This is a genomic window from Pseudomonas sp. WT-JTC, from assembly GCF_056711565.1.
The window spans coordinates 5,403,809-5,424,812 of the sequence record NZ_CM160042.1 but is presented as its reverse complement, the minus strand read 5'-3'; the positions used below and the strand labels follow the sequence as shown (position 1 = coordinate 5,424,812).

The window sequence follows — 21,004 nt, the reverse complement described above, 5'->3', positions numbered from 1 at the left end:
CATATTTTTCACCCTGTGAGCCTGTTTCATTGGATGAGTAACGGGTCGATGCAATTTTTTGAGCATCCCGTCGAGCGCTCAGAACAGGTACGATACCCGTCATCTTTCCAGTCCTGTTTTCGGAGTTGCCCATGAGCGCCGTCAATCGCGCAGCGGTGGAAGCCGTCCTTCGCCAATACACCGACCCTTACCTGAACCAGGACCCGGTCAGCGCCGGGTGCGTGCGCAACATCGAGATCCAGGGCGACCGCGTCAGCGTTCAGCTCGAATTGGGTTACGCCGCCGGCCTGTTCAAGAGTGGCTGGGCGCAGATGCTGGAAATGGCCATTCAGGGGTTGGATGGCGTGGCAAGCGCCCGTGTCGAGATCACCAGTGTGATTGCCGCACACAAGGCCCAGGCACAGGTTCCGGGGCTGGCCAATGTCAAGAACGTGGTGGCCGTGGCGTCCGGCAAGGGTGGCGTGGGCAAATCCACCACGGCGGCCAACCTGGCCCTGGCCCTGGCCCGTGAAGGCGCCAAGGTCGGGATTCTCGATGCGGACATCTACGGCCCGAGCCAGGGCATCATGTTCGGCATACCGGAGCGCACCCGTCCCGAGGTCAAGGATCAGAAATGGTTCGTCCCGCTCAAGTCCCATGGCGTGGAAGTGATGTCCATGGCCTTCCTCACCGATGACAACACGCCGATGGTCTGGCGTGGTCCGATGGTCTCCGGCGCCTTGCTGCAATTGGTGACGCAGACTGCGTGGGGCGATCTGGACTACCTGGTCATCGACATGCCGCCAGGCACCGGTGACATCCAGCTGACCCTGGCGCAGAAAGTGCCAGTGGCCGGTGCGGTCATCGTTACCACCCCGCAGGACCTGGCATTGCTGGACGCGCGCAAGGGCGTGGAAATGTTCCGCAAGGTCAACATTCCGGTGCTGGGTGTGGTGGAAAACATGGCGGTGCATATCTGCTCCAATTGCGGACATGCCGAGCATCTGTTCGGTGAGGGTGGTGGCGTCAAGCTGGCCAACCAGTATGGCGTCGAGTTGCTGGCCTCGTTGCCGCTGTCGATGGTCATCCGTGAACAGGCCGATGGCGGCAAGCCAACGGTGATCGCCGAGCCTGACAGCCAGATCGCCATGGTCTATCAGGAACTGGCCCGCCATGTCGGCGCGCGGATCGTGTTGCAGGAAGCGTTGACGCCGGCGATGCCGAACATCAGCGTCAGCGACGATTGATATTCGCCAGATAAACACTGACCAAATGTGGGAGCGGGCTTGCTCGCGGAAGCGGTGTGTCATTCAACCGATAAGTTGACTGATCTATCGCCTTCGCGAGCAAGCCCGCTCCCACATTGGTTTTTGGGTTGGCCTTAGAGACGCAACCCGCCATCCATCTCCAGAATACGGCCGGTGTAGTAGTCGTTCTCAAAGATGTATGCCGCCGAGTGGGCGATCTCTTCAGGTTTGCCCATGCGCTTGAGCGGGATTCCGGCGGTCATTTTTTCCAACGCTTCGGGCTTCATGCCCAGGGTCATTTCGGTTTCGATGAAGCCCGGCGCAATGCCGGCCACGCGAATACCGTAGCGCGCCAGTTCCTTGGCCCAGGTCACGGTCGCGGCGGCGACACCGGCCTTGGCGGCGGAGTAGTTGGTCTGGCCGACGTTGCCGGCGCGGGAAATCGACGAGATATTGATGATCGCGCCGACGTTTTTCAGCTCGACCATCTTCGCCGCGACTTCACGGGTGCACAGGAACACGCCGGTCAGGTTGACGTCGATGACCGCCTGCCACTGGGCCAGGCTCATTTTGGTCATTTCGCCATCCTTGACCTTGAGTAACAGGCCGTCACGCAGGATCCCGGCATTGTTGATCAAGCCATGGATCGCGCCGAAGTCTTCAGCGACCTGGGCAACCATGTGAGTCACTTGCTCTTCGTTGGCCACGTTGCACAGGTAGGCGCGTGCCTCGACACCCTGGGCCTTGCAGGCTGCGACGGCGTCATCGAGTTTTTCCTGGTTCAGGTCCACCAGCGCGAGTTTCGCGCCCAGGCCTGCGAAATACTCGGCCATGGAGCGGCCTAAACCCTGGCAACCGCCAGTGATAATGATTACTTTGTCAGTGAGTTGCATTCGCATGCCCCCGGTAGCAGGTCTGAGTGGTTTCCTTGATGAGAGCCTCTCGATCTGCACCTGATGTGGCCTGGCTGCACATGAGAACTGCCCCCGATGGCGTGCTGGGACTTTCACCAGCAGCTCGTCCGTTTTTATGACGGATTCTATTTAAGGAGTCATAAATTGAGCGTTGAAGCGGCTAAGCATGCACGAGAATTGCTTCTCAAGGAATACCGTGGAGTGCTCTCGACGCACTCCAAATCGATGCCCGGTTTCCCGTTCGGCTCCGTGGTTCCGTACTGCCTGGACGAGCAGGGCCGGCCGCTGATCCTGATCAGCCGCATCGCCCAGCACACCCACAACTTGCAGAAAGACCCGAAATGCTCGCTGTTCGTGGGCGAGCGTGGCGCTGAGGATGTCCAGGCCGTTGGTCGACTGACCTATCTGGCCGAAGCGCAGCAGCTCGAAGACGAAGCCGCCATCGAAGCCGCCTCCGAACGTTACTACCGCTATTTCCCGGAGTCGCAGGGTTATCACAAGGCCCACGATTTCGACTTCTGGGTGCTCAAGCCTGTACGCCACCGGTATATCGGCGGTTTTGGCGCGATTCATTGGGTCAATGACCTGACCCTGGCCAACCCTTTCGCCGGCAAGGTTGAACTGAGCATGGTCGAGCACATGAACGCCGATCACGCCAAGGCCATCGCCCATTATGTCGAGCTGGCCGGGTTGCCGACAAACGTGCCGGCGCAAATGGCCGGTATCGACGCCGAAGGTATGCACCTGCGCATCGGTCAAAGTCTGTACTGGTTGCCGTTTCAAGCGCCTTGTAATACGCCGACACAAGTCCGGGAGGCCTTGGTTTCTCTGGCTCACGCCGAACATTGGCCGAAAAATGAAGTGGCCGACGCTTGAATTCACGAAACGGCGACGTCATCTAAGGTGAACTGGCAAGGCATTCTTGCGTTGAGGAACCATTTGATGCGCCCTTTTTTGTTGCTCTTTCTGCTGTTCCCGGTGTTGGAGCTGTTCGTATTCGTCAAGGTGGCAGGGTCCATCGGGTTTTTCCCGGCCCTGCTGCTGATCATTCTCGGCTCGATGTTCGGTGTGTTCGTGCTGCGCATCGCCGGCCTGGCCACGGCCCTGCGTGCCCGTGAAAGTCTGAGCCGCGGCGAACTGCCGGCCCAGACCATGCTCGAAGGCCTGATGCTGGCGTTGGCCGGTGGCCTGCTGATTCTTCCGGGTTTCATCAGCGATGTGATCGGCCTGTTCATGCTGCTGCCGTTCAGTCGTCGCCTGCTGGCGGGTAAAATGCGCCAGCGCGCCGAAGAGCAGGCGATGCGTCAGCGAGCGTTCGCCGACGACCTGCAGGCACGCGGCGGTCCAGCCCCCCGCGAGCCACTGGGGCGTGAGCCGACAGTGATCGAAGGCGAGTTCGAACACCGAGATACCAAGTAATGGCACTCCACACACGGCACCTTCGGGTGCCGTGTTCGTTTGCGGGGCATCGACCTGAAAATTTTTTCATCGCCGCCCTTGTAATAAGCTTATGCGCCCTTATGTAACGGTCACCGCAAGGTTTCTGGCGAACACGCCAGACAGACTTCCGCGGTTCGCTTGACGAACCGCAACCGGCATCGCCGGCCTTTGTTAAACCCGCCGGGACTACACCGGCCGATGAAAACCACAATTAGGAGAGATCGACAATGAAGCTTCGTCCTCTGCATGACCGCGTCGTCATCCGTCGCAGCGAAGAAGAAAAGAAAACCGCTGGCGGTATCGTCCTGCCAGGTTCGGCTGCTGAAAAAGCCAACAGCGGCGAAATCCTCGCTGTAGGCACCGGCCGCGTACTGGAAAACGGTGAAGTGCGTGCACTGTCCGTGAAAGTGGGCGACAAGGTTGTGTTCGGTCCTTACTCCGGCAGCAACACTGTGAAAGTCGACGGCGAAGACCTGCTGGTAATGAGCGAGAACGAAATCCTCGCTGTTATCGAAGGCTGATACCCCCGTTCATTTTCCGCTACTACAAAGTATTTAAGGAATATCGATCATGGCTGCTAAAGAAGTTCTGTTTGGCGATTCCGCCCGCAAGAAAATGCTCAAAGGCGTTAACGTCCTGGCTGACGCGGTAAAAGCGACCCTGGGCCCGAAAGGCCGTAACGTGATCATCGAGAAGAGCTTCGGCGCTCCGACCATCACCAAGGACGGTGTTTCCGTCGCCAAAGAAATCGAACTCGAAGACCGTTTCGAAAACATGGGTGCGCAGCTGGTCAAAGACGTTGCCTCCCGTGCCAACGATGACGCTGGTGACGGTACTACCACCGCTACCGTTCTGGCTCAGTCGATCGTCAACGAAGGCCTGAAAGCCGTCGCTGCCGGCATGAACCCGATGGACCTCAAGCGCGGCATCGACAAGGCGACCATCGCCATCGTCAAAGAGCTGAAAAACCTGTCCAAGCCATGCGCTGACACCAAGGCTATCGCTCAGGTTGGTACCATCTCCGCCAACTCCGACAACTCCATCGGCGACATCATTGCCGAAGCCATGGAAAAAGTCGGTAAAGAAGGCGTGATCACCGTTGAAGAAGGCTCGGGCCTGGAAAACGAACTGTCGGTTGTTGAAGGCATGCAGTTCGACCGTGGCTACCTGTCCCCGTACTTCGTCAACAAGCCAGAGACCATGGTCGCTGAGCTGGACGGCCCGCTGATCCTGTTGGTCGACAAGAAGATCTCGAACATCCGCGAAATGCTGCCAGTGCTGGAAGCCGTTGCCAAAGCCGGCCGCCCACTGCTGATCGTGGCCGAAGACGTTGAAGGCGAAGCCCTGGCGACTCTGGTTGTGAACAACATGCGTGGCATCGTTAAAGTCGCAGCCGTCAAGGCTCCAGGCTTCGGCGATCGTCGCAAGGCCATGCTGCAGGACATCGCCGTTCTGACCGGCGGTACCGTTATCTCCGAAGAGATCGGCCTGAGCCTGGAAAGCGCAACCCTGGAAAACCTGGGCAGCGCCAAGCGCGTGACCCTGTCCAAGGAAAACACCATCATCGTTGACGGTGCTGGCGTACACGGCGACATCGAAGCACGCATCACTCAGATCCGTGCTCAGGTTGCCGAAACTTCCTCGGACTACGACCGTGAAAAACTGCAAGAGCGTCTGGCCAAGCTGTCCGGCGGCGTTGCAGTGATCAAGGTTGGCGCTGGTTCCGAAGTAGAAATGAAAGAGAAGAAAGCCCGCGTTGAAGACGCCCTGCACGCTACTCGTGCTGCCGTTGAAGAAGGCGTGGTACCTGGCGGTGGCGTTGCGCTGATCCGCGCTCTGCAAACCCTGAACGATCTGAAAGGCGACAACGCTGATCAGGACGTAGGTATCGCTGTTCTGCGTCGTGCCGTTGAAGCACCGCTGCGTCAGATCGCTGCCAACAGCGGTGACGAGCCAAGCGTTGTGGTCAACGAAGTCAAGAGCGGCAAAGGTAACTTCGGTTACAACGCTGCGACTGGCGAATACGGCGACATGATCGAAATGGGTATCCTGGATCCGACCAAGGTCACCCGTTCCGCGCTGCAAGCTGCATCGTCGATCGGCGGTCTGATCCTGACCACCGAAGCCGCTGTTGCTGATGCACCGAAGAAAGACGGCGGTGCTGGCGGCGGTATGCCAGACATGGGCGGTATGGGCGGCATGGGCGGCATGATGTAAGCCAGCCTTACCCCCGTACGAAAAAACCCCGTCTGCGAAAGCAGGCGGGGTTTTTTATTGCCCGGAATCCGAAGCTAACATCGATCCATTGTGGGAGCGGGCTTGCTCCGGGCGGCGTTCCGACGAAGGCGGAGTGTCAGCCGACATGGATGCTGAATGACACTCCGCCTTCGCGAGCAAGCCCGCTCCCACAGGGAACTGCATAAATCCTGTGGGAGCGGGCTTGCCCGCGAAGGCGTCGGCTCAGACGCTGACGGGTTGAGCCTTGGTGACTTTTTCGGACTTGGAGGCCGGTCGATACAGAACGCAGTAATACGACCCCAGGCAAATCAGCCAGCAGAACACCGCTGTCCACACGTTGTGCGAGAAGAAGTGCGCGCCCTGCATCATCCGCCCGATGGAGAACACCGAGCCGAGGGCGAAGGCGAAGACAAACGCTGCGCGCGCCATGCGCGGGCGACGGTCACGCAATACGAAAAACAGGGCAAACAGGGTGAAACCGGTGGCCGCATGGCCGCCGGGCCAGCAACGTCCCGGTTTTTCGGTGTGCGGGCGAGGGCTCAACAGTTCGCTGTACGTCTCGTGACCGCCGAACTGCTCAAGGCTCCAGGGGCATTGCACTGCGGTCACCGCTTTCATGGGCGTGACAAAGGAAGTCGCCAGGCCCAGGGACAGTACCAGGCAACCCAGTTCGCGCTTGAACGGTTTGAGCCTGGCCATGAAGAACGAAGTGATGTAACCGAGTATGGCGAACACCGAAAATGCAATGACTACCTGCTTGGCGCGGGTATGCAGGATGTTTTCCAGGAAGTAACTGTGCCGTCCGATGAAGTCACCCGCGACCGGGTCGTAGAAAAGCTTGGCAAGGTCCATGTCCAGTGAGGTCAGTTCGAGCAACACCAGAGTGATCGCCGCAACGGCGGGAACCCCCAGACACACCCAGAAATTGAGCGGGCGAGGGGCGGGGCGGACAGCAGTTGATGACATGGTGGATCCTGAACAAAGGAAAAAGCCCCGGGGCATCAGCCCGGGGCGATTCGGTTATCGTTCGCCGACTTGACCGGCACCCTCCTTGGGCGCCTTCCAGCCAAGCAGCTGTTGCTTGAAGCCATAACTGGCAGTTTGGTAATAGGTGATTGCGCGGGTAATCAGTGGGTCACTGGCGGTAGACCGGGACTCGCGACTTTCAGTCAGCGCGTCATCGTGACGACGCAAGCCCTGGCGGGGGCTCAAGATCGCCAGGTCCTTGCCGTCGAACAACCCCAGGTGCTGGTAGTTACCGAGCACCACGCGTGGTGGCAGCGGGTTGTCCTGCAACAGGTTACGGCCAAAGAATGTCGATTCATAATCCAGATTGAGCAAACCCAGCAACGTTGGCGCCAGATCGATCTGGCTGGCCAATTGTGCAGTTTCCCGAGCTTCGATCAACTTGGGCGCATAGATGAACAGCGGAATCTGATAGTTGGCGATGGGCAAGTCTTCCTTACCGGCGCTGCCTGCGGTGTGGTCGGCGACAAAGACGAAGATTGTATTGTCAAACCAGGGTTTTTGACGCGCCTGATCGAGAAACTGACCGATGGCGTAGTCGGTGTACTTCACCGCACCGTCACGGCCGTTGCCGGACTTGATGTCGATCCGGTTGTCCGGATAGGTGTAAGGACGATGGTTGGACGTCGTCATCAGTTGCAGCAGGAATGGCTGCTGCCTGGCGTAGTCGGCATCGGCCAGTTTCAGTGTCTGCCTGTAGAGATCTTCGTCGGCCATGCCCCAGGCATTCTTGAAGTGAATCTCCGACTCCTCGACGCTGCTCTGGTCTACAACGCGATAACCGTTGCCGCTGAAGAACGCATTCATGTTGTCGAAGTAACCGCGCCCGCCATAGACAAACACACTGTCGTAGCCCACGGCATTGAGTTGCTGGCCAAGGCTGGCAAAGCCGCTTTCACGACCCACGCGCTTGACGATCGAGCGGCCGGGTGTCGGCGGAATCGCCAGGGTGATGGCTTCCAGGCCGCGGTCGGTGCGGGTGCCGGTGGCGTAGAAATTATTAAAATACAGGCTCTGCTTGCGCAAGGCATCAAGGTAGGGGGTCAGGTTACGGGTGTCACCGTTGCTGCCCATGTACTTGGCGCTGAAGCTTTCAATGGTGACCAGCACGATATTGGGTTTACGCGGTGCGCCCGGGTTATCGATCTGCCGACGAATGTCCTGCGGGTCCTCACCCACGAAGCGGGCATTGGGTTCTGCCAGTTCGGCGCGTATCTGCTGGGCAACCACGGCCGACGGTAGTGTGCTGTAGAACTGCGGGTAGTCCAGTTCGTTGTTGCGGAATGCCGCGAAGAATTGATACGGGCCATTGCTCGCCAGTTCGTTCTGATAGGCGTTGCCGCCTTGGGCGCGCGGGGCGTCCTGGCTGAGCAGTTGCATGCTCAGGCCGGCGACGATCAACAAACCGAGCACATTCAGCAAGCGCCCACGCAGCGGCGGCAACGGTGCATCGAGTGCAGCGTTGAAGGGTTTGCGCAATGCAAGACTCAGGGCCACGGCCAGCACGGCGAGGATGCTCAGCAGCGTGCCGATCGGGTATGACTCAAGCAGGTTGTTCAGTACTTCGTCGGAATACACCAGGTAGTCGACGGCGATGAAGTTGAAGCGCACGCCGAACTCATCCCAGAACAGCCATTCGGCCACCGAGGTGAACAACATCGCGAACAGACTGACCGTCAGCAGCCCCTGAAGGAACCAGCGATGGCCACGAGTGCGCCACAGGGCCGGCGGGCACAGCAACAGGTAGAGGCCCATCGGCAGTGCCGCGTAGGCAATGAAGCCCAGGTCGTAGAGCAGGCCAATGCCGAACACCGACAGGAATCCGCTTCCGGCCTCATCCAGATGCGTCAGGAGCAGGACTGTTCGAGTCAGAAAAAAAATCACCAGCCAGGAGCCGGTCACCAGCAGCAAAAAGCGCATGGGGGCCGTCTTCAAATAGTCCATTTTTTGTATTCCTTGTTATCAAGCGCGTGAGAGTCTCGGCTGATCACTGTAGTCAGCCCGTGAATCGATAGTGAAAAACTTGTTAATCATACCTTTCGGTTGATCGAATTGATTCACCCCTGGCCTTCCCCTAGCCGTGGGCCGCACTTGGCCTTAAGCTGCGCGGGCCATGACGGCCGTTACTGTGGACGGAGAGATACCCATGCGAATTCTATTGGTTGAAGACAACCGCGATATCCTGGCCAACCTGGCCGATTACCTGGGGCTCAAAGGCTATACCGTGGATTGCGCGCAGGATGGTCTGTCTGGCCTGCATCTGGCGGCCACCGAGCACTACGATTTGATCGTGCTCGATATCATGTTGCCCGGTATCGATGGCTACACCTTGTGCAAGCGCCTGCGCGAAGATGCCCGCCGCGAAACGCCGGTGATCATGCTCACGGCCCGTGATCAACTGGATGACCGTCTGCAAGGCTTCAAGTCGGGTGCCGATGATTACCTGATCAAGCCGTTTGCCCTGTCTGAACTGGCGGCCCGTATCGAAGCGGTCATGCGCCGGACCCAGGGCGGCGGGCGGCGGACCTTGCAGGTCGGCGACCTGAGCTATGACCTTGACACCCTGGAAGTCACCCGCGAAGGCCGGTTGCTGAAACTCAACCCGGTCGGCCTGAAGTTGCTGGCCGTGTTGATGCAGAAAAGCCCTCATGTATTGCGCCGTGAAATTCTTGAAGAGGCGCTGTGGGGGGACGACTGCCCGGACAGCGACAGCCTGCGCAGCCATGTCCACCAATTGCGTCAGGTGATCGACAAACCGTTCGCCAAGCCATTGCTGCAAACCGTGCACGGTGTGGGCTATCGCCTGGCCGAGGGCCGTGATGGAGTTTAAGCAGAGCCTTTCTCAACGCATCATCATTGCCTTTGCGCTGATGAGCGCACTGGTGGCCGGTGCCTTTGCCATGGGCATCGTGGCGACCGTGCACCTGGTGGAGGAAAAACTGATTTCGGCGGGTCTGGGCGGCGATCTGCAGCGCCTGTTGCTGATGGACAATGTCGCGGACTGGAGCCATCGACCCGAACCGGACCAATTGTTCTACTTCAGCGGCGGACGGGGTGATTTCAACTTGCCCAAGGATCTGCGGCACCTGGAGCCGGGGTTCCACGAAGTGTTCCGTGAAAACCTGTCGTACCACGCCATGGTCGAAATCGTCGACGGCCGACGTTACGTGCTGTTGCAGGACCAGAGCGACTTCGAAGAGCGCGAGCGGGTGCTGTTTGCCGTGGTGTTGGTGGGTTTCGTACTGAGCCTGGCGCTGGCGGTGTTTCTCGGCTGGGTCCTGGCACGCAAGGTCATGGCGCCGGTGGTGCGGCTGGCCCGCCAGGTACGCCATCGCGATCAACTGCTCGGTTTGGCCCCCCCTTTGGCTCCGGATTATGCCGCCGACGAAGTGGGCGAGTTGGCCGTGGCCTTCGACGCCACCCTCGGGCGCTTGCGTCAGGCCCTGACCCGCGAGCGGTTGTTCACCAGCGACGTCAGCCACGAATTGCGTACACCCCTGATGATATTGGCCAGTTCCTGCGAGTTGCTGCTGGAAAACCCAGGAATCGATCAGCGCGGCCGCGCCCAGGTCGAGCGCATCGCCCGCGCATGCGAAGAAATGCGTGAGCTGGTGCAAACCTTCCTGATGCTGGCCCGTGCCCAGCGCGAAGACGCCAGCATGTCGCCACAGCAGTCCCTGGGCCAGGTGGCCGAGGGCCTGCTCGGTCTGTGGCGCGAGCCCATTGAAAGCAAAGGGTTGAAGCTGATCTTCGAACCGGGCGAGCCTGAGGCCAAGGGCTACAATGCGACGTTTTTGCACGCGGTGATGGGTAACTTGCTGCGCAACGCCTTGCATTACACCGAACAGGGCTTCATCCGCCTGACCCTGACGGGCACGGGCTTTCTGGTCGAAGACAGTGGCGTGGGCATTCCCGAGGAAAAACGCGAGGCGATGTTCGAACCGTTCGTCCGGGGCAACGAAAAGCGCGGGGAAGGGTTGGGCCTGGGACTTTCACTGGTGCAGCGGATCTGTGAAAACCAGGGCTGGAGCGTCAGCCTGACAACCATGGAGCCCAATGGTTGTCGTTTTCAGGTGGAGTTGTCCCGAACCTGATCTGTTGAGTCAGGCGTCCAGCAAACCCTGTCAACTCTGTAAAAGCCTGTAATACTTCCGGGTTTTCCGTAATGAAATTTTCACAAGTGGCTCACCTGACACCGACACCGCGAAACCTAAGGTAGTTGCTATCAGAAGTTCAGGAGACCTGGTGATGGAAGGTCCGATCAAACTCGATTTTTCCGAAAAATACGACGATCAACACGCGCAACGCTATTTGCGCAAACACCAGGAAGGTCTCGGCCGTCGGCTGTCCCATTGGCGTGAAGAACAACTGGCTCGCAAGGCGCTGGCCCTGGTTGGCGAGCCCGGCCTGGTCCTCGACTTGCCGTGCGGTGCAGGGCGTTTCTGGCCCTTGCTGGCGGAAAAAACCAACCGCGTGATCATCGGTGCCGATAACTCGGAGTCCATGCTGAAGGTCGCAACCCAGGCGCAATCCGCCCACGTGGTGAAACGGGTACAGCCCTTGCACACTTCTGCATTCGACATCGCCTTGCCGGACAACGCCGTCGACAGCATTTTTTGCATGCGCTTGCTCCACCACATCGGTGAAGCCGAGCATCGCATGGCCATTTTGCGCGAATTCGAGCGAGTTACCCGTGACAGCGTGATCCTTTCGCTGTGGGTCGATGGCAACTTCAAGGCCTGGAAACGCAAGCGTTCGGAGAAAACCCGTGGGCAGGAAGGTTACCAAAACCGGTTTGTGTTACCGGTCGCTACCGTAGAAAAGGAATTTGAGCAGGCGGGTTTCCGCATCCAGGAACAACTGGACTTTTTGCCGCTCTATGCGATGTGGCGAGTTTACGTATTACGCAAGAGGTAACAGGATGGCAGTGCAGTATGCAGCAGAAACGGAAGTCGCTCCCCAGGATCGCTTCGATTACTTTTGGAATCAGCGCGGTGAATGGGTCGAGGAACCTAACGTCCGTCGCGGCGGGGAAAGCGGCGTTCAACGAGTGATGGGCAGTGATGGTCAGCTGCTCTACGTCAAGCGTCAGACCGGGCATATCCATCGTAGCTGGCAGCACCCTTTCGGGCGGCCGACAGTACTGCGCGAGAGTGCTGCGCTTAACGGTGTCGCCGCGCTTGGCGTACGGGTTCCGCATATCGTTTTCTGCGGCGCGCAGCGTGATCCAGTGCACAAATGGCGTGCCTTGCTGGTCACCAGGTCGCTGGACGGCTTCGAGGAAATCGATCGCTGGTACGCCGGTGGCGGTCGCGAGCGTCATGGTGAAGCCATACATGACCGCGTGCTCAAGGACCTGGCTGAAAACCTGGCGCGCATGCACAAGGGCCGCTGGCAGCACGGTTGCCTTTACGACAAGCACGTATTCGTTCGCGTGACCGGTGAGGGCGAGACGGCCAAGGTCGAAGTGGCCCTGATCGATCTGGAGAAATCCCGACAGCGTTTGACCGCTCATCGCGCAGCGGCCCATGACATGAAGCAGTTGCGTCGCCACTCGTCGTTCAGCGAAGCAGACTGGAAAAAGCTCGTCTACTTTTATGAGACGGCGTTTGGCAGCGCTATCAAGGATTTATAGCGATGAAACTCGAAATTGCACGAGGTTTGTTTCTGGTAGGAGCCTTGGCAGTTGCATCGATCGCGATGGCAGCCTGGGAGCAACCACGCCCCCAGGTTCTCAGCTCGATAAGCGCAGAAGAACATTGTCCGTTGCCGCGGGTTGCGAAGGCATCCGTGGCTACTCGACCCGATCATGATTTGTTGCTGTTCATGTTCGGACTTTCTCAGGGATTGAGGCCGCAGAATTGAACCGATTGAAACCCAAATGAAAGGCCTCGCTGATGCGAGGCCTTTTTTTTGCCCTGATTTCATGTTTCAACGCTGACCTGTGTGGGAGCGGGCTTGCTCGCGAATGCGGCCTGTCATTCAACAACTCTGTTGTCTGACACCCCGCTTTCGTCGGAGCGCCGCCCGGAGCAAGCCCGCTCCCACAGGTTTTTCTGCATCAGGGTTTATCCGGTTTGGCCAGCAAGGTGTAGATGCAGGGCAACACGAACAGGGTGAACAGTGTGCCGATCGACATGCCCGTCGCGATGACCGTGCCGATGTCGAACCGGCTGACCGCGCCAGCACCGGTGGCGATGATCAATGGCACCATGCCGAATACCATCGCCGCGGTGGTCATCAAGACCGGACGCAGGCGGATGGCTGCTGCTTCCTCCACGGCCTCCCGTGCCGTCAGGCCCTTGTCCTTGCGTAGCTGGTTGGCGAACTCGACGATCAGAATGCCGTGCTTGCTGATCAGCCCGATCAACGTCACCAGCCCGACCTGGGTGTAGATGTTCATGCTCGACCAGCCCAGGAACAGCGGAATCAATGCACCGCAGATAGACAGCGGTACGGTGACCAATATCACCAGCGGGTCGCGGAAGCTTTCGAACTGGGCCGCCAGTACCAGGAAAATGACCGCCAATGCCAAGGCAAAGGTGACCCACAGGGCACTGCCTTCCTGAACGTACTGCCTCGATGCGCCGGCGTAGTCGAAGGCAAAACCGGCAGGTGCCTCTTCCCGGGCGATCTGGTGCACGAGGTCGACGGCTTCCCCCATGCTCACCAGCGGCACTCCGGACAGGATGGCCGAGTTGAGTTGCTGGAACTGGTTCAACTGTCGCGGTCGAGCACGGTCGGTGACGGTGATCAGGGTCGACAGCGCCAACAGTTCGCCCTTGGAGTTTTTCACGTAGTAATTGTTCAGCCAGTCCGGATTGTCGCGAAATGGCTGTTCGACCTGGGCAATGACTTTGTAGCTGCGACCTTCAACGGTGAAACGGTTGATCTCGGCTTCACCCAGCAGGGTTGCCAGGGTGCCCCCCAGATCCTGCATGGAAACCCCCATCTGCGCGGCCTTGGCACGGTCGATATCGACCACCACTTCCGGCTTGTCGAAAGCCAGGTCAACGTGGACAAACGCAAACTTGCCGGATTCCTTCGCCCGTTTTTTTACCCGGTCGGCCACCTGCAGCAGCAATTCGTAATCATTGGCGGAGTTGATGACGAACTGGAACGGCACGCCTTCGCCGGTGCCCGGCAGTGATGGCAGGTTGAAACCGAAAATCTGCAACCCCGGGATCTTTTCCAGTTTGGCCTGCACCTCGGGCAGGATCGACATTTGCGTGCGGCTGCGCTCGTTCCACGGCTTGAGCAGGAAACCGCCGATGCCCGATTGCACGCCGTTGAAACCATTGATCTGGAACGACGAGTAGTACTCGGGAAACGCCTTGAAGATCGAGACAAACTCGTCGGTGTAGATGTTCAGGTAGTTGAGGTTGGTCGGTTGCGGGGCATTGGCGATCATGAAAATGATGCCCTGGTCCTCATCCGGTGCCAGCTCCGACTTGGTGAATTTGAGAAGGACCGGAATCAGGCACAACACGATTACAGCGAACACCAATACCACCGGCCGGGTGTTGAGGGTGCCGTGAAGCAGGCTCTGGTAGCGGCGCTTGAGGCTTTCGAAAATCAGGTCCAGGCGATGGGCCAGGCCACTGGGGTTCTCATCGTGGCGCAGCAGGAACGCACACATCATCGGCGACAGGGTCAGGGCGACGATTCCGGAAATCACCACCGCGCCGGCCAGGGTCAGGGCGAACTCCTTGAACAGCGCCCCGGTCAGGCCGGTCAGGAAACCGATCGGTGCGTACACCGCCGCCAGGGTGATGGTCATCGACACCACCGGCATCGCGATTTCCCGGGCGCCTTCAATGGCGGCTTCGAGCGGTGTCTTGCCTTCCTCGATGTGGCGGTGAATGTTTTCCACCACGACGATGGCGTCATCCACCACCAGACCGATGGCCAATACCATCGCCAGCAGGGTGAGCAGGTTGATCGAGTACCCCATCATCTGCATGAAAAACATGACGCCGATCATCGACAGCGGGATGGTCACCACCGGGATCACCACCGAACGCAGGGCCCCGAGGAACAGGAACACCACCACGATCACGATCAGCACCGCTTCAAACAGGGTTTTCACCACTTCGTCGATCGAGGCCTGGATGAACAGGGTGGCGTCGTAGGCGATTTCACCCTTGAGGTTTGGCGGTAGCTGGGCCTCGAGGTCCGGCATGATCTTGCGCACTTCCTTGATCACTTCCAGCGGGTTGGCGCCAGGCGTCGCCTTGATGCCGATATACACCGAAGGAGTGCCACCGAACGAGCTGATGGTGTCGTAGTTTTCCGCGCCCATTTCCACGCGCGCCACATCCCGTAGCAGCACACGGCTGTCGCCTTCGACCTTGAGCGGAATTGCCCCGAAGGCTTCGGCGGACTTGAGTTCAGTATTGGCGTTGATGCTGGTGACCACGTATTCGCCTTTCACCTCGCCGGCAGCCGAAAGGAAGTTGTACTGGCGCACCGCGTTGGTCACATCGCTGGCACTGAGGCCGAAACCCGCGAGCTTCGCCGGGTCCAGCCACAGGCGCATGGCAAATACCTGGTTGCCGAGGATCTCGGCTTCGGCCATGCCGGGCAAGGTCGCCAGTTTCGGCTGGATCACCCGTGACAGGTAATCGGTAATCTGCGGGTTGTTCAATTCCTTGCTGAAGAAGCTCATGTACATCAGCACTGACGCATCGGCAGATTGCTTGCTCAGCACCGGGTCTTCAGCGTCCTGGGGCAGCTGGCTCTTGACCTCGTTGGCCTTGGCCAGCAGTTCGGTAAACAGACGGTCGCTGTTGGAGCCGACGCGTGCGTAGATCGAGATCACCGAAAAGTTCTGGCGACTCACCGAGGTCATGTAGTCGATGCCCTCGGCGCTCGCCAGGCTTTGCTGCATCGGTTGAGTGATATAGCCCTGGATGGTTTCGGCGTTGGCCCCGGGGTAGGCGGTGGTCACCGTGATCAGGGCGTTTTCCATTTGCGGGTACTGGCGCAGCGGCAGCTTGCCCCAGGCCTGGAAGCCCAGCAGCACAATCAGCAGGCTGACTACGGTTGCGAGAACCGGGCGGCGGATGAACGGATCGGTAAATGCCATGGGGATTCCTTGATCAGTCCGCGCGTGGCGGGCTGCTCTGCTCAGCCAGGGTCTTGTCGTCGCTGATGGCAATGCGTGCGCCGTTGTCCAGTTTGAGCTGGCCGGCGGTCACCACTTTGTCGCCGCTCTGCACGCCTTTGGTGATCATCACTTGCCCGTCGCGGCGTTCGCCGGTTTCGACAAAACGCCGCTCGGCGATCAGCACCGGCTGGCCCTTGTCATCCTTTTGCAGGCTGCCATCTTCGGCCTTCTTTGGTACGGCCACGTACACCGAGTTGCCGTAGAGCGTGTAGGTAATCGCGCTTTCCGGTACCACGATGCGCGGTTGCGGGTCGGGCAGGAGCACCTGGAGGCTGGCGAACATGCCTGGCATCAACTTGCCATCGGGGTTGGCCAGGGTGGCGCGGACCTGCACGTTACGGGTGCTGTTCTCGACTTTGGGGTTGATTGCACTGATGGTGCCGGGGTACTCCAGGGTCGGATACGCCGCGACAATGACCCGCACTGGCTGGCCGAGAGCAATCTTCGGCACCGACTGCTCGGGCACGAAAAAGTCGACATACAGGCTACTGAGGTCTTGCAGGGTGGCGATCATGGTGCCGGTGGCCACATAGTCGCCGACGTCCACCTGACGAATGCCGATGGTGCCGCTGAACGGCGCGACGATGCGTTTTTTCTCGAGCGCGGCCCTGAGCTGATTGACCGTGGCCCTGCTCTTTTTCAGGACCGCCGAGAGGCGGTCGAACTCGCCTTTGGAAATGGCCTGGCTGCCGACCAGTTGGCTACCGCGACCGTAATCGAGCTGTGCCAGCCCGAGGTCGGCCAGAGCAGTTTCCAGCAGGGCACTTTCAACGGCGCTGTCGAGACGCAGGAGTGGTTGACCGGCCTTGACCTTTTGCCCTGACTCGAACTGCAAATCGATGACGGTGCCATCGGTCTCCAGGCTCAGGTCCACGCCTTGTAACGCCTTGAGCGTGCCAACAGTAGGCAGGCGGGCTTGCCATGGGCGCTCGGTGGCGGTGGCCACGGCAACGCTGATGGCCGGTCTGGGCGCAGAGAAGCCTTGAACCATCGTGTAGATCGAGAAGGCTTTGTACGCGGCCAGGACCAGCACAATCAGTAGAACAACACCCAACATGATCAGCATGCGGCGACGCAGCATATTCCAGTTCCTTGGAGGAAATCAGGTGAGACAGCGGGGCACATTACCGGGAGTGTAGAGGGTAATCCAACTGCCGTTTTTACAGTTTGTGAGGTATTAGAGAGGCGAAAGCCTGAAAAGATTCGCCGCCTTGGGCCGCGCCTGCCGTGTGTCCGTCACCCGGATACAAGCGCAGCCCAAGGCGGCGATTTTTTCAATGATTCAGGCTATCAGATGCAGATGGTTGTCCCAGAGCCCTGCCGGCAGCTCCAGCGGCTTTGCAATAAGAGTTGTCTGGCGGCAGTCGTAGTAGCGGCAGCGCCCCTGACCCGAGGTCACGACAAATCCATCGGCCACGGCACCGACCCCGGCGCAATCGGGCAGTGGTGCATCCAGGCGTACTTCACCGCTGTCCAGGTCCCAGATGAAAAAGCGGTTGCCCCGCGGTGCAGTCAACGCCACCAGGCGCAAGTCGCTATGTATCGCGACACTGGCGGTGTAGTGCCCCATGGCCTGCAACTGGTGCTCGGGTACCGGGAATGCTACGAAAGGCTGACCGGGACGCTTGATCGCCAACAGCTCCGACGACTCGTGGGCCGCACCCATGAACTGCTGGCTGGCGACGATGGTGCCGTCACTGGCGATGGCGAGATGGCGCACGCTGTTCATCTGCTGGGCGAGGGTTTCCTTGCTCAACAGGGTGCCGTCACGTTGCATCAGGACCAGGCTTGGTTCCATGGCGTTGAGGTTCATCTCCACCCGGCTTTCGGCTTCAGTGCGAATCCCGCCGTTGGCCACCACCAGGGTTTCGCCGTCGGGCATCCACGACACCTGGTGCGGCCCGAGGCCGTGGGTGGAAATTTCACCGCTGTGCACCAGCCGTCCGCCTTCGAATTTATACACACCGAGCAGGCCGCGCCCCGGATCGCTGGTGTCGTTTTCGGTGGCGTACAGCCAGTCGCCGCTGTGGTGAATCACCGCGTGTCCGTAGAAGTGCCGGTTGGGCTGTGACACCACGGTTTGCAGGAGCGCGCCGTCGCGCAGGTCGATCAGGTAGCTCTCGGTACCCGGACGGCGGGCGACAAACAGCGCAATCGGCTGTGTCGGGTGGTTGATGATGTCGTGGCAACGCTGGCCGACCCGGGTGGCGAACACCTGGGTGCCGTCCAGTCGATAACCCACGGCGTAATGCTGGCCATCGGTATCGTCCCGTGCCGAAAGCAACAACGGACTCTTGTCCTTTTGCTTGAACAGCTTCCAGCCGCCCAGCGTCACCGCACCCAGCAACAAACTACCTAATGTCAGAACCTGGCGTCGCAGCATGGAGCTCGCCCTCATCAGTCACCGTCGTTGGCGTTGAAGCCCAGTTGGATGCCCAGCGCCTTGGCCAGATCAGCTTCGTGCAGGCGATGGACGACGTTGAGGCTGTCATACAGCTCGTTGAGCTGCTGGCGACCGGCGTCGTCATTGAGCATTTCGGTCAGCGAACGCTGGTTGCCGGCGAACAGCTTCAGCGAGGCGGCATAGGCCGCATCGATCTTGTCGGCCAACGGTTTATGCTCGCTCGGCAACAGGCTGCGCAGGCCTTTGTTATCCACACCTTCCCAGACGGTTTTGGCGGCCGCGAGGCTGGCTTCGAGGCTGGTCAGGGAAGCCTGGCTACGCCATGCATCGGCCTGGAACGGTTGTGGTACGCCCTTGCTCTGGCGACCCATCGGCGTGCCGAGTTTCTTCTTCAGGGTGTCGATGGCCGTGACTTGCACACGCAGCAGATCGGCGATCGCTTCGTGGGAGTCCGCGTAGCGCTGGTTCGGGAACTTGCTCATTTGCGCGAGCATGCCGTCGGTGTTGTTCCAGGTTTGCAGAATCTCTTCGGCCAATTGCTTCTGGCGTTCGCCAATCGCAACCAATAGCGGGCAATACCTGGCCTTCTGTTCAGCGTTGGCTACGTCAGGCTTGCTGTCGAACAGAATGTATTCGTAGGCCGAGAGGCCCTGTACCACAACGCTGGACTTGGCCAGTGCGGCAGCATCGATCTGCGGCTGGGTGGTGACCAGTTGCTCGACCTGACGGCCGACCAGGTTTTTCTTGTCCGGCCAGAACTGCACTTGCCACGAACGGTTGCCTTCGGCCAACGGCCCGATCAGCAATGGTTGCAGTTCGGCCCAGGCTTTTTGCGCGTGCAGGAAGTCGGCACGGGCGGTTTCCAGGGTTTCCTTGCCTTCGCAATAGGCGAGGGCGCTGACCGCCAATTGACGGTCGGCTTCAACCCAGCGGGTGTAGGTCGGCAGGATCACCGACTTGGCGATGGCCGCCGACGTGACCGCTTGCGGGTCCTGGGGCGAGCAGGCACCCAGGGCGAGTGCGGCAAGGCTGGTGAACAACAGTTTGGGACGGAACATGTCGGGCTCCCGCGAGTGGAATGCGTGTTAAAGGGAATTCAGGAACGCCAGCAACGCGGTGCGCTGCTCGGCATTGAAAGACAAAACCTGTTGCTGCGCCGCTGTCGCTTCGCCGCCATGCCAGAGCACGGCTTCGAGCAAGTTGCGGGCACGGCCGTCGTGCAGGAACTGGGTGTGGCCGCTGACCGCCTGTGTCAGGCCGATGCCCCACAACGGCGGGGTCCGCCATTCGCGGCCGCTGGCCTGGAATTCGCTACGGTTATCGGCCAGGCCGTCGCCCATGTCATGCAGCAGCAGATCGCTGTACGGGCGAATCACTTGATTGGCCAGTTCAGGTTCGGCGGCGTTGGCGGCGGTGGTGTATTTCGGTGTGTGGCAGGACTGGCAACCGGCCTGATAAAACAGGGTCTTGCCGGCCAGCACTTCAGGGGCGTTGACGTCACGACGAGCCGGGACGGCGAGGTTACGGCTGTAGAACAGCACCAGGCTCAGGATGTTATCGCTGACTTCCGGCTCGCCATTCGGGCCGTTGCCACTGGGTGCCTGTTTGCAGGCAATTTGCGCATCCGTGCAGTCATCAAAGGGTCTCAGGCTGGTCGTGAGGCCCATGTCACCCGAAAAAGCGTGAACATTTTGTTGATTGAGGTTCGGTTGTCCGGCTTTCCAGCCAAATCTTCCCAAAACTGTCTTTTGCCGGGCATCGTCCCACACCTGGTTCGGCCGTCCGCTGATGCTGTTGTTCGCCTTTGCCTGTGCTTCTGCGTTGGCCAGGATCGCCTCATCGGGGATCGCTTCGAGCAGGCCCAGGCCAATCATCGGCGGCGCTACACGCGCCGAGAAACGGGTGTCGGGGTGCATCGGGCCGTAGCCCAGCCGGGTGATGTTCAGGCTTGGCTTGCGCAGCTCGACTTCGGTGCCGTCCTTGAAGCGAACCGGCACGGCGGTGTAGTCGACCCGCACCTTGCCTTCGGGGGCCACACCGGGTACGGCCATGTCCTGGAACTGACCGCCGTAGACGGGCTCCGGCACCACGCCGAGCTGTTCGATGACCCTGGCATACTCCGGGGCGTCGGGAATCGACAGGCGTACCAGCATCGACACAGCGTTCGCATCGTCCGGAGTCGGCGGATGGCCGCGGCCGTCCTTGATGTGGCAGCCCTGGCAGGCATTGGTGTTGAACAGTGGGCCAAGGCCATCGCGAGCGGTCGTCGTCGACGGGGCGATCACCCAGGGGCTGCGGAAGAAACTGTTGCCGACGCTGAAATCCACACGCCGTGACGGCGGCAGATTCGCCGAGGGCATCGAAAACGCGTTCTGATCGGTCTTGCGCACAGTCGCACTGCCGCCGGAGCGGGCTTCACCGGGTTCAGCCTGGGTGAATTTCGGCGCGTCATCGCAGGCACTCAGGCCCAATGCCAGAAACAGTGCGGACAAGCGAAGAGGCAGCGGGGGCATCAGACATCCTGAAAGACGAGCAAAACAAGGGCGCAAAGTCTAACAGGGGATGGGAATTTGAATAAGAGGAATTA

At 59.7% G+C, this 21,004-nt stretch carries 18 protein-coding genes; 10 read left to right on the top strand and 8 right to left on the bottom strand.

Annotation, left to right across the window (positions count from 1 at the left end):
* Nucleotides 1-131: 131 nt before the first annotated feature.
* Nucleotides 132-1,226, top strand: a complete 1,095-nt coding sequence (gene apbC, locus AC06G5_RS24575; protein ID WP_413428922.1) for an iron-sulfur cluster carrier protein ApbC — start codon at nt 132-134, stop codon at nt 1,224-1,226.
* Between the two features lie 134 nt (nt 1,227-1,360).
* Here apbC and AC06G5_RS24570 read toward each other — a convergent pair whose 3' ends face one another.
* Complete coding sequence (locus AC06G5_RS24570; protein WP_413427918.1) at nt 1,361-2,119, bottom strand: SDR family oxidoreductase; 759 nt, start codon at nt 2,117-2,119, stop codon at nt 1,361-1,363.
* Between the two features lie 165 nt (nt 2,120-2,284).
* On the opposite strand from AC06G5_RS24570, the gene AC06G5_RS24565 reads away from it, so the two are divergent.
* The 4 genes from AC06G5_RS24565 to groL all read left to right on the top strand — a co-directional run bounded on the left by AC06G5_RS24565 (nt 2,285) and on the right by groL (nt 5,797).
* Nucleotides 2,285-3,016, top strand: coding sequence for a HugZ family pyridoxamine 5'-phosphate oxidase (locus tag AC06G5_RS24565; RefSeq protein WP_057396773.1), 732 nt, complete (start codon nt 2,285-2,287; stop codon nt 3,014-3,016).
* A gap of 66 nt (nt 3,017-3,082) precedes the next feature.
* Entirely contained in the window at nt 3,083-3,559 is a 477-nt protein-coding gene (locus AC06G5_RS24560) for an FxsA family protein (RefSeq protein ID WP_108228577.1), read from the top strand.
* A gap of 248 nt (nt 3,560-3,807) precedes the next feature.
* On the top strand, nt 3,808-4,101 hold the full coding sequence (locus tag AC06G5_RS24555; RefSeq protein WP_007985847.1) for a co-chaperone GroES: 294 nt from the start codon (nt 3,808-3,810) through the stop codon (nt 4,099-4,101).
* A gap of 49 nt (nt 4,102-4,150) precedes the next feature.
* Nucleotides 4,151-5,797, top strand: a complete 1,647-nt coding sequence (groL, locus tag AC06G5_RS24550; protein ID WP_413427917.1) for a chaperonin GroEL — start codon at nt 4,151-4,153, stop codon at nt 5,795-5,797.
* A 243-nt stretch (nt 5,798-6,040) separates the two neighbouring features.
* Here the strand turns inward: groL and AC06G5_RS24545 are convergent, their stop codons facing one another.
* A complete protein-coding gene (locus tag AC06G5_RS24545) occupies nt 6,041-6,784 on the bottom strand; it encodes a phosphatase PAP2 family protein (RefSeq protein ID WP_413427916.1) in 744 nt (247 codons plus the stop codon).
* Nucleotides 6,785-6,838: 54 nt separating this feature from the next.
* The gene (locus tag AC06G5_RS24540; protein WP_413427915.1) at nt 6,839-8,788 is read right to left on the bottom strand and encodes an LTA synthase family protein; all 1,950 of its coding nucleotides are present in this window, start codon (nt 8,786-8,788) and stop codon (nt 6,839-6,841) included.
* 202 nt (nt 8,789-8,990) lie between these two features.
* Between AC06G5_RS24540 and colR the strand changes: the two genes are divergently transcribed.
* The 5 genes from colR to AC06G5_RS24515 all read left to right on the top strand — a co-directional run bounded on the left by colR (nt 8,991) and on the right by AC06G5_RS24515 (nt 12,709).
* On the top strand, nt 8,991-9,674 hold the full coding sequence (gene colR / locus AC06G5_RS24535) for a two-component system response regulator ColR (RefSeq protein ID WP_007985839.1): 684 nt from the start codon (nt 8,991-8,993) through the stop codon (nt 9,672-9,674).
* The gene (locus AC06G5_RS24530) at nt 9,664-10,938 is read left to right on the top strand and encodes a sensor histidine kinase (RefSeq protein ID WP_413427914.1); all 1,275 of its coding nucleotides are present in this window, start codon (nt 9,664-9,666) and stop codon (nt 10,936-10,938) included. Before colR ends, AC06G5_RS24530 begins: the two co-directional genes overlap by 11 nt.
* A gap of 154 nt (nt 10,939-11,092) precedes the next feature.
* Nucleotides 11,093-11,761 carry a class I SAM-dependent methyltransferase gene (locus AC06G5_RS24525; protein ID WP_413427913.1) on the top strand — a complete coding sequence of 223 codons (669 nt, stop codon included), beginning with the start codon at nt 11,093-11,095 and terminating at the stop codon, nt 11,759-11,761.
* 4 nt (nt 11,762-11,765) lie between these two features.
* Nucleotides 11,766-12,479, top strand: coding sequence for a lipopolysaccharide kinase InaA family protein (locus tag AC06G5_RS24520; RefSeq protein WP_008018518.1), 714 nt, complete (start codon nt 11,766-11,768; stop codon nt 12,477-12,479).
* Nucleotides 12,480-12,481: 2 nt separating this feature from the next.
* Entirely contained in the window at nt 12,482-12,709 is a 228-nt protein-coding gene (locus AC06G5_RS24515) for a hypothetical protein (protein WP_413427912.1), read from the top strand.
* Between the two features lie 196 nt (nt 12,710-12,905).
* Here AC06G5_RS24515 and AC06G5_RS24510 read toward each other — a convergent pair whose 3' ends face one another.
* The 5 genes from AC06G5_RS24510 to AC06G5_RS24490 form a co-directional block, all read right to left on the bottom strand.
* Entirely contained in the window at nt 12,906-15,932 is a 3,027-nt protein-coding gene (locus AC06G5_RS24510; protein ID WP_413427911.1) for a multidrug efflux RND transporter permease subunit, read from the bottom strand.
* 13 nt (nt 15,933-15,945) lie between these two features.
* Nucleotides 15,946-17,094: an efflux RND transporter periplasmic adaptor subunit gene (locus AC06G5_RS24505; RefSeq protein ID WP_413427910.1), complete on the bottom strand. Its 1,149-nt coding sequence runs from the start codon at nt 17,092-17,094 to the stop codon at nt 15,946-15,948.
* 201 nt (nt 17,095-17,295) lie between these two features.
* Nucleotides 17,296-18,396, bottom strand: coding sequence for a DUF1513 domain-containing protein (locus AC06G5_RS24500; RefSeq protein ID WP_480458501.1), 1,101 nt, complete (start codon nt 18,394-18,396; stop codon nt 17,296-17,298).
* A gap of 14 nt (nt 18,397-18,410) precedes the next feature.
* Entirely contained in the window at nt 18,411-19,475 is a 1,065-nt protein-coding gene (locus AC06G5_RS24495; RefSeq protein WP_413704076.1) for an imelysin family protein, read from the bottom strand.
* A 27-nt stretch (nt 19,476-19,502) separates the two neighbouring features.
* Complete coding sequence (locus AC06G5_RS24490; protein WP_413427907.1) at nt 19,503-20,930, bottom strand: di-heme oxidoreductase family protein; 1,428 nt, start codon at nt 20,928-20,930, stop codon at nt 19,503-19,505.
* Between the last annotated feature and the right edge of the window lie 74 nt (nt 20,931-21,004).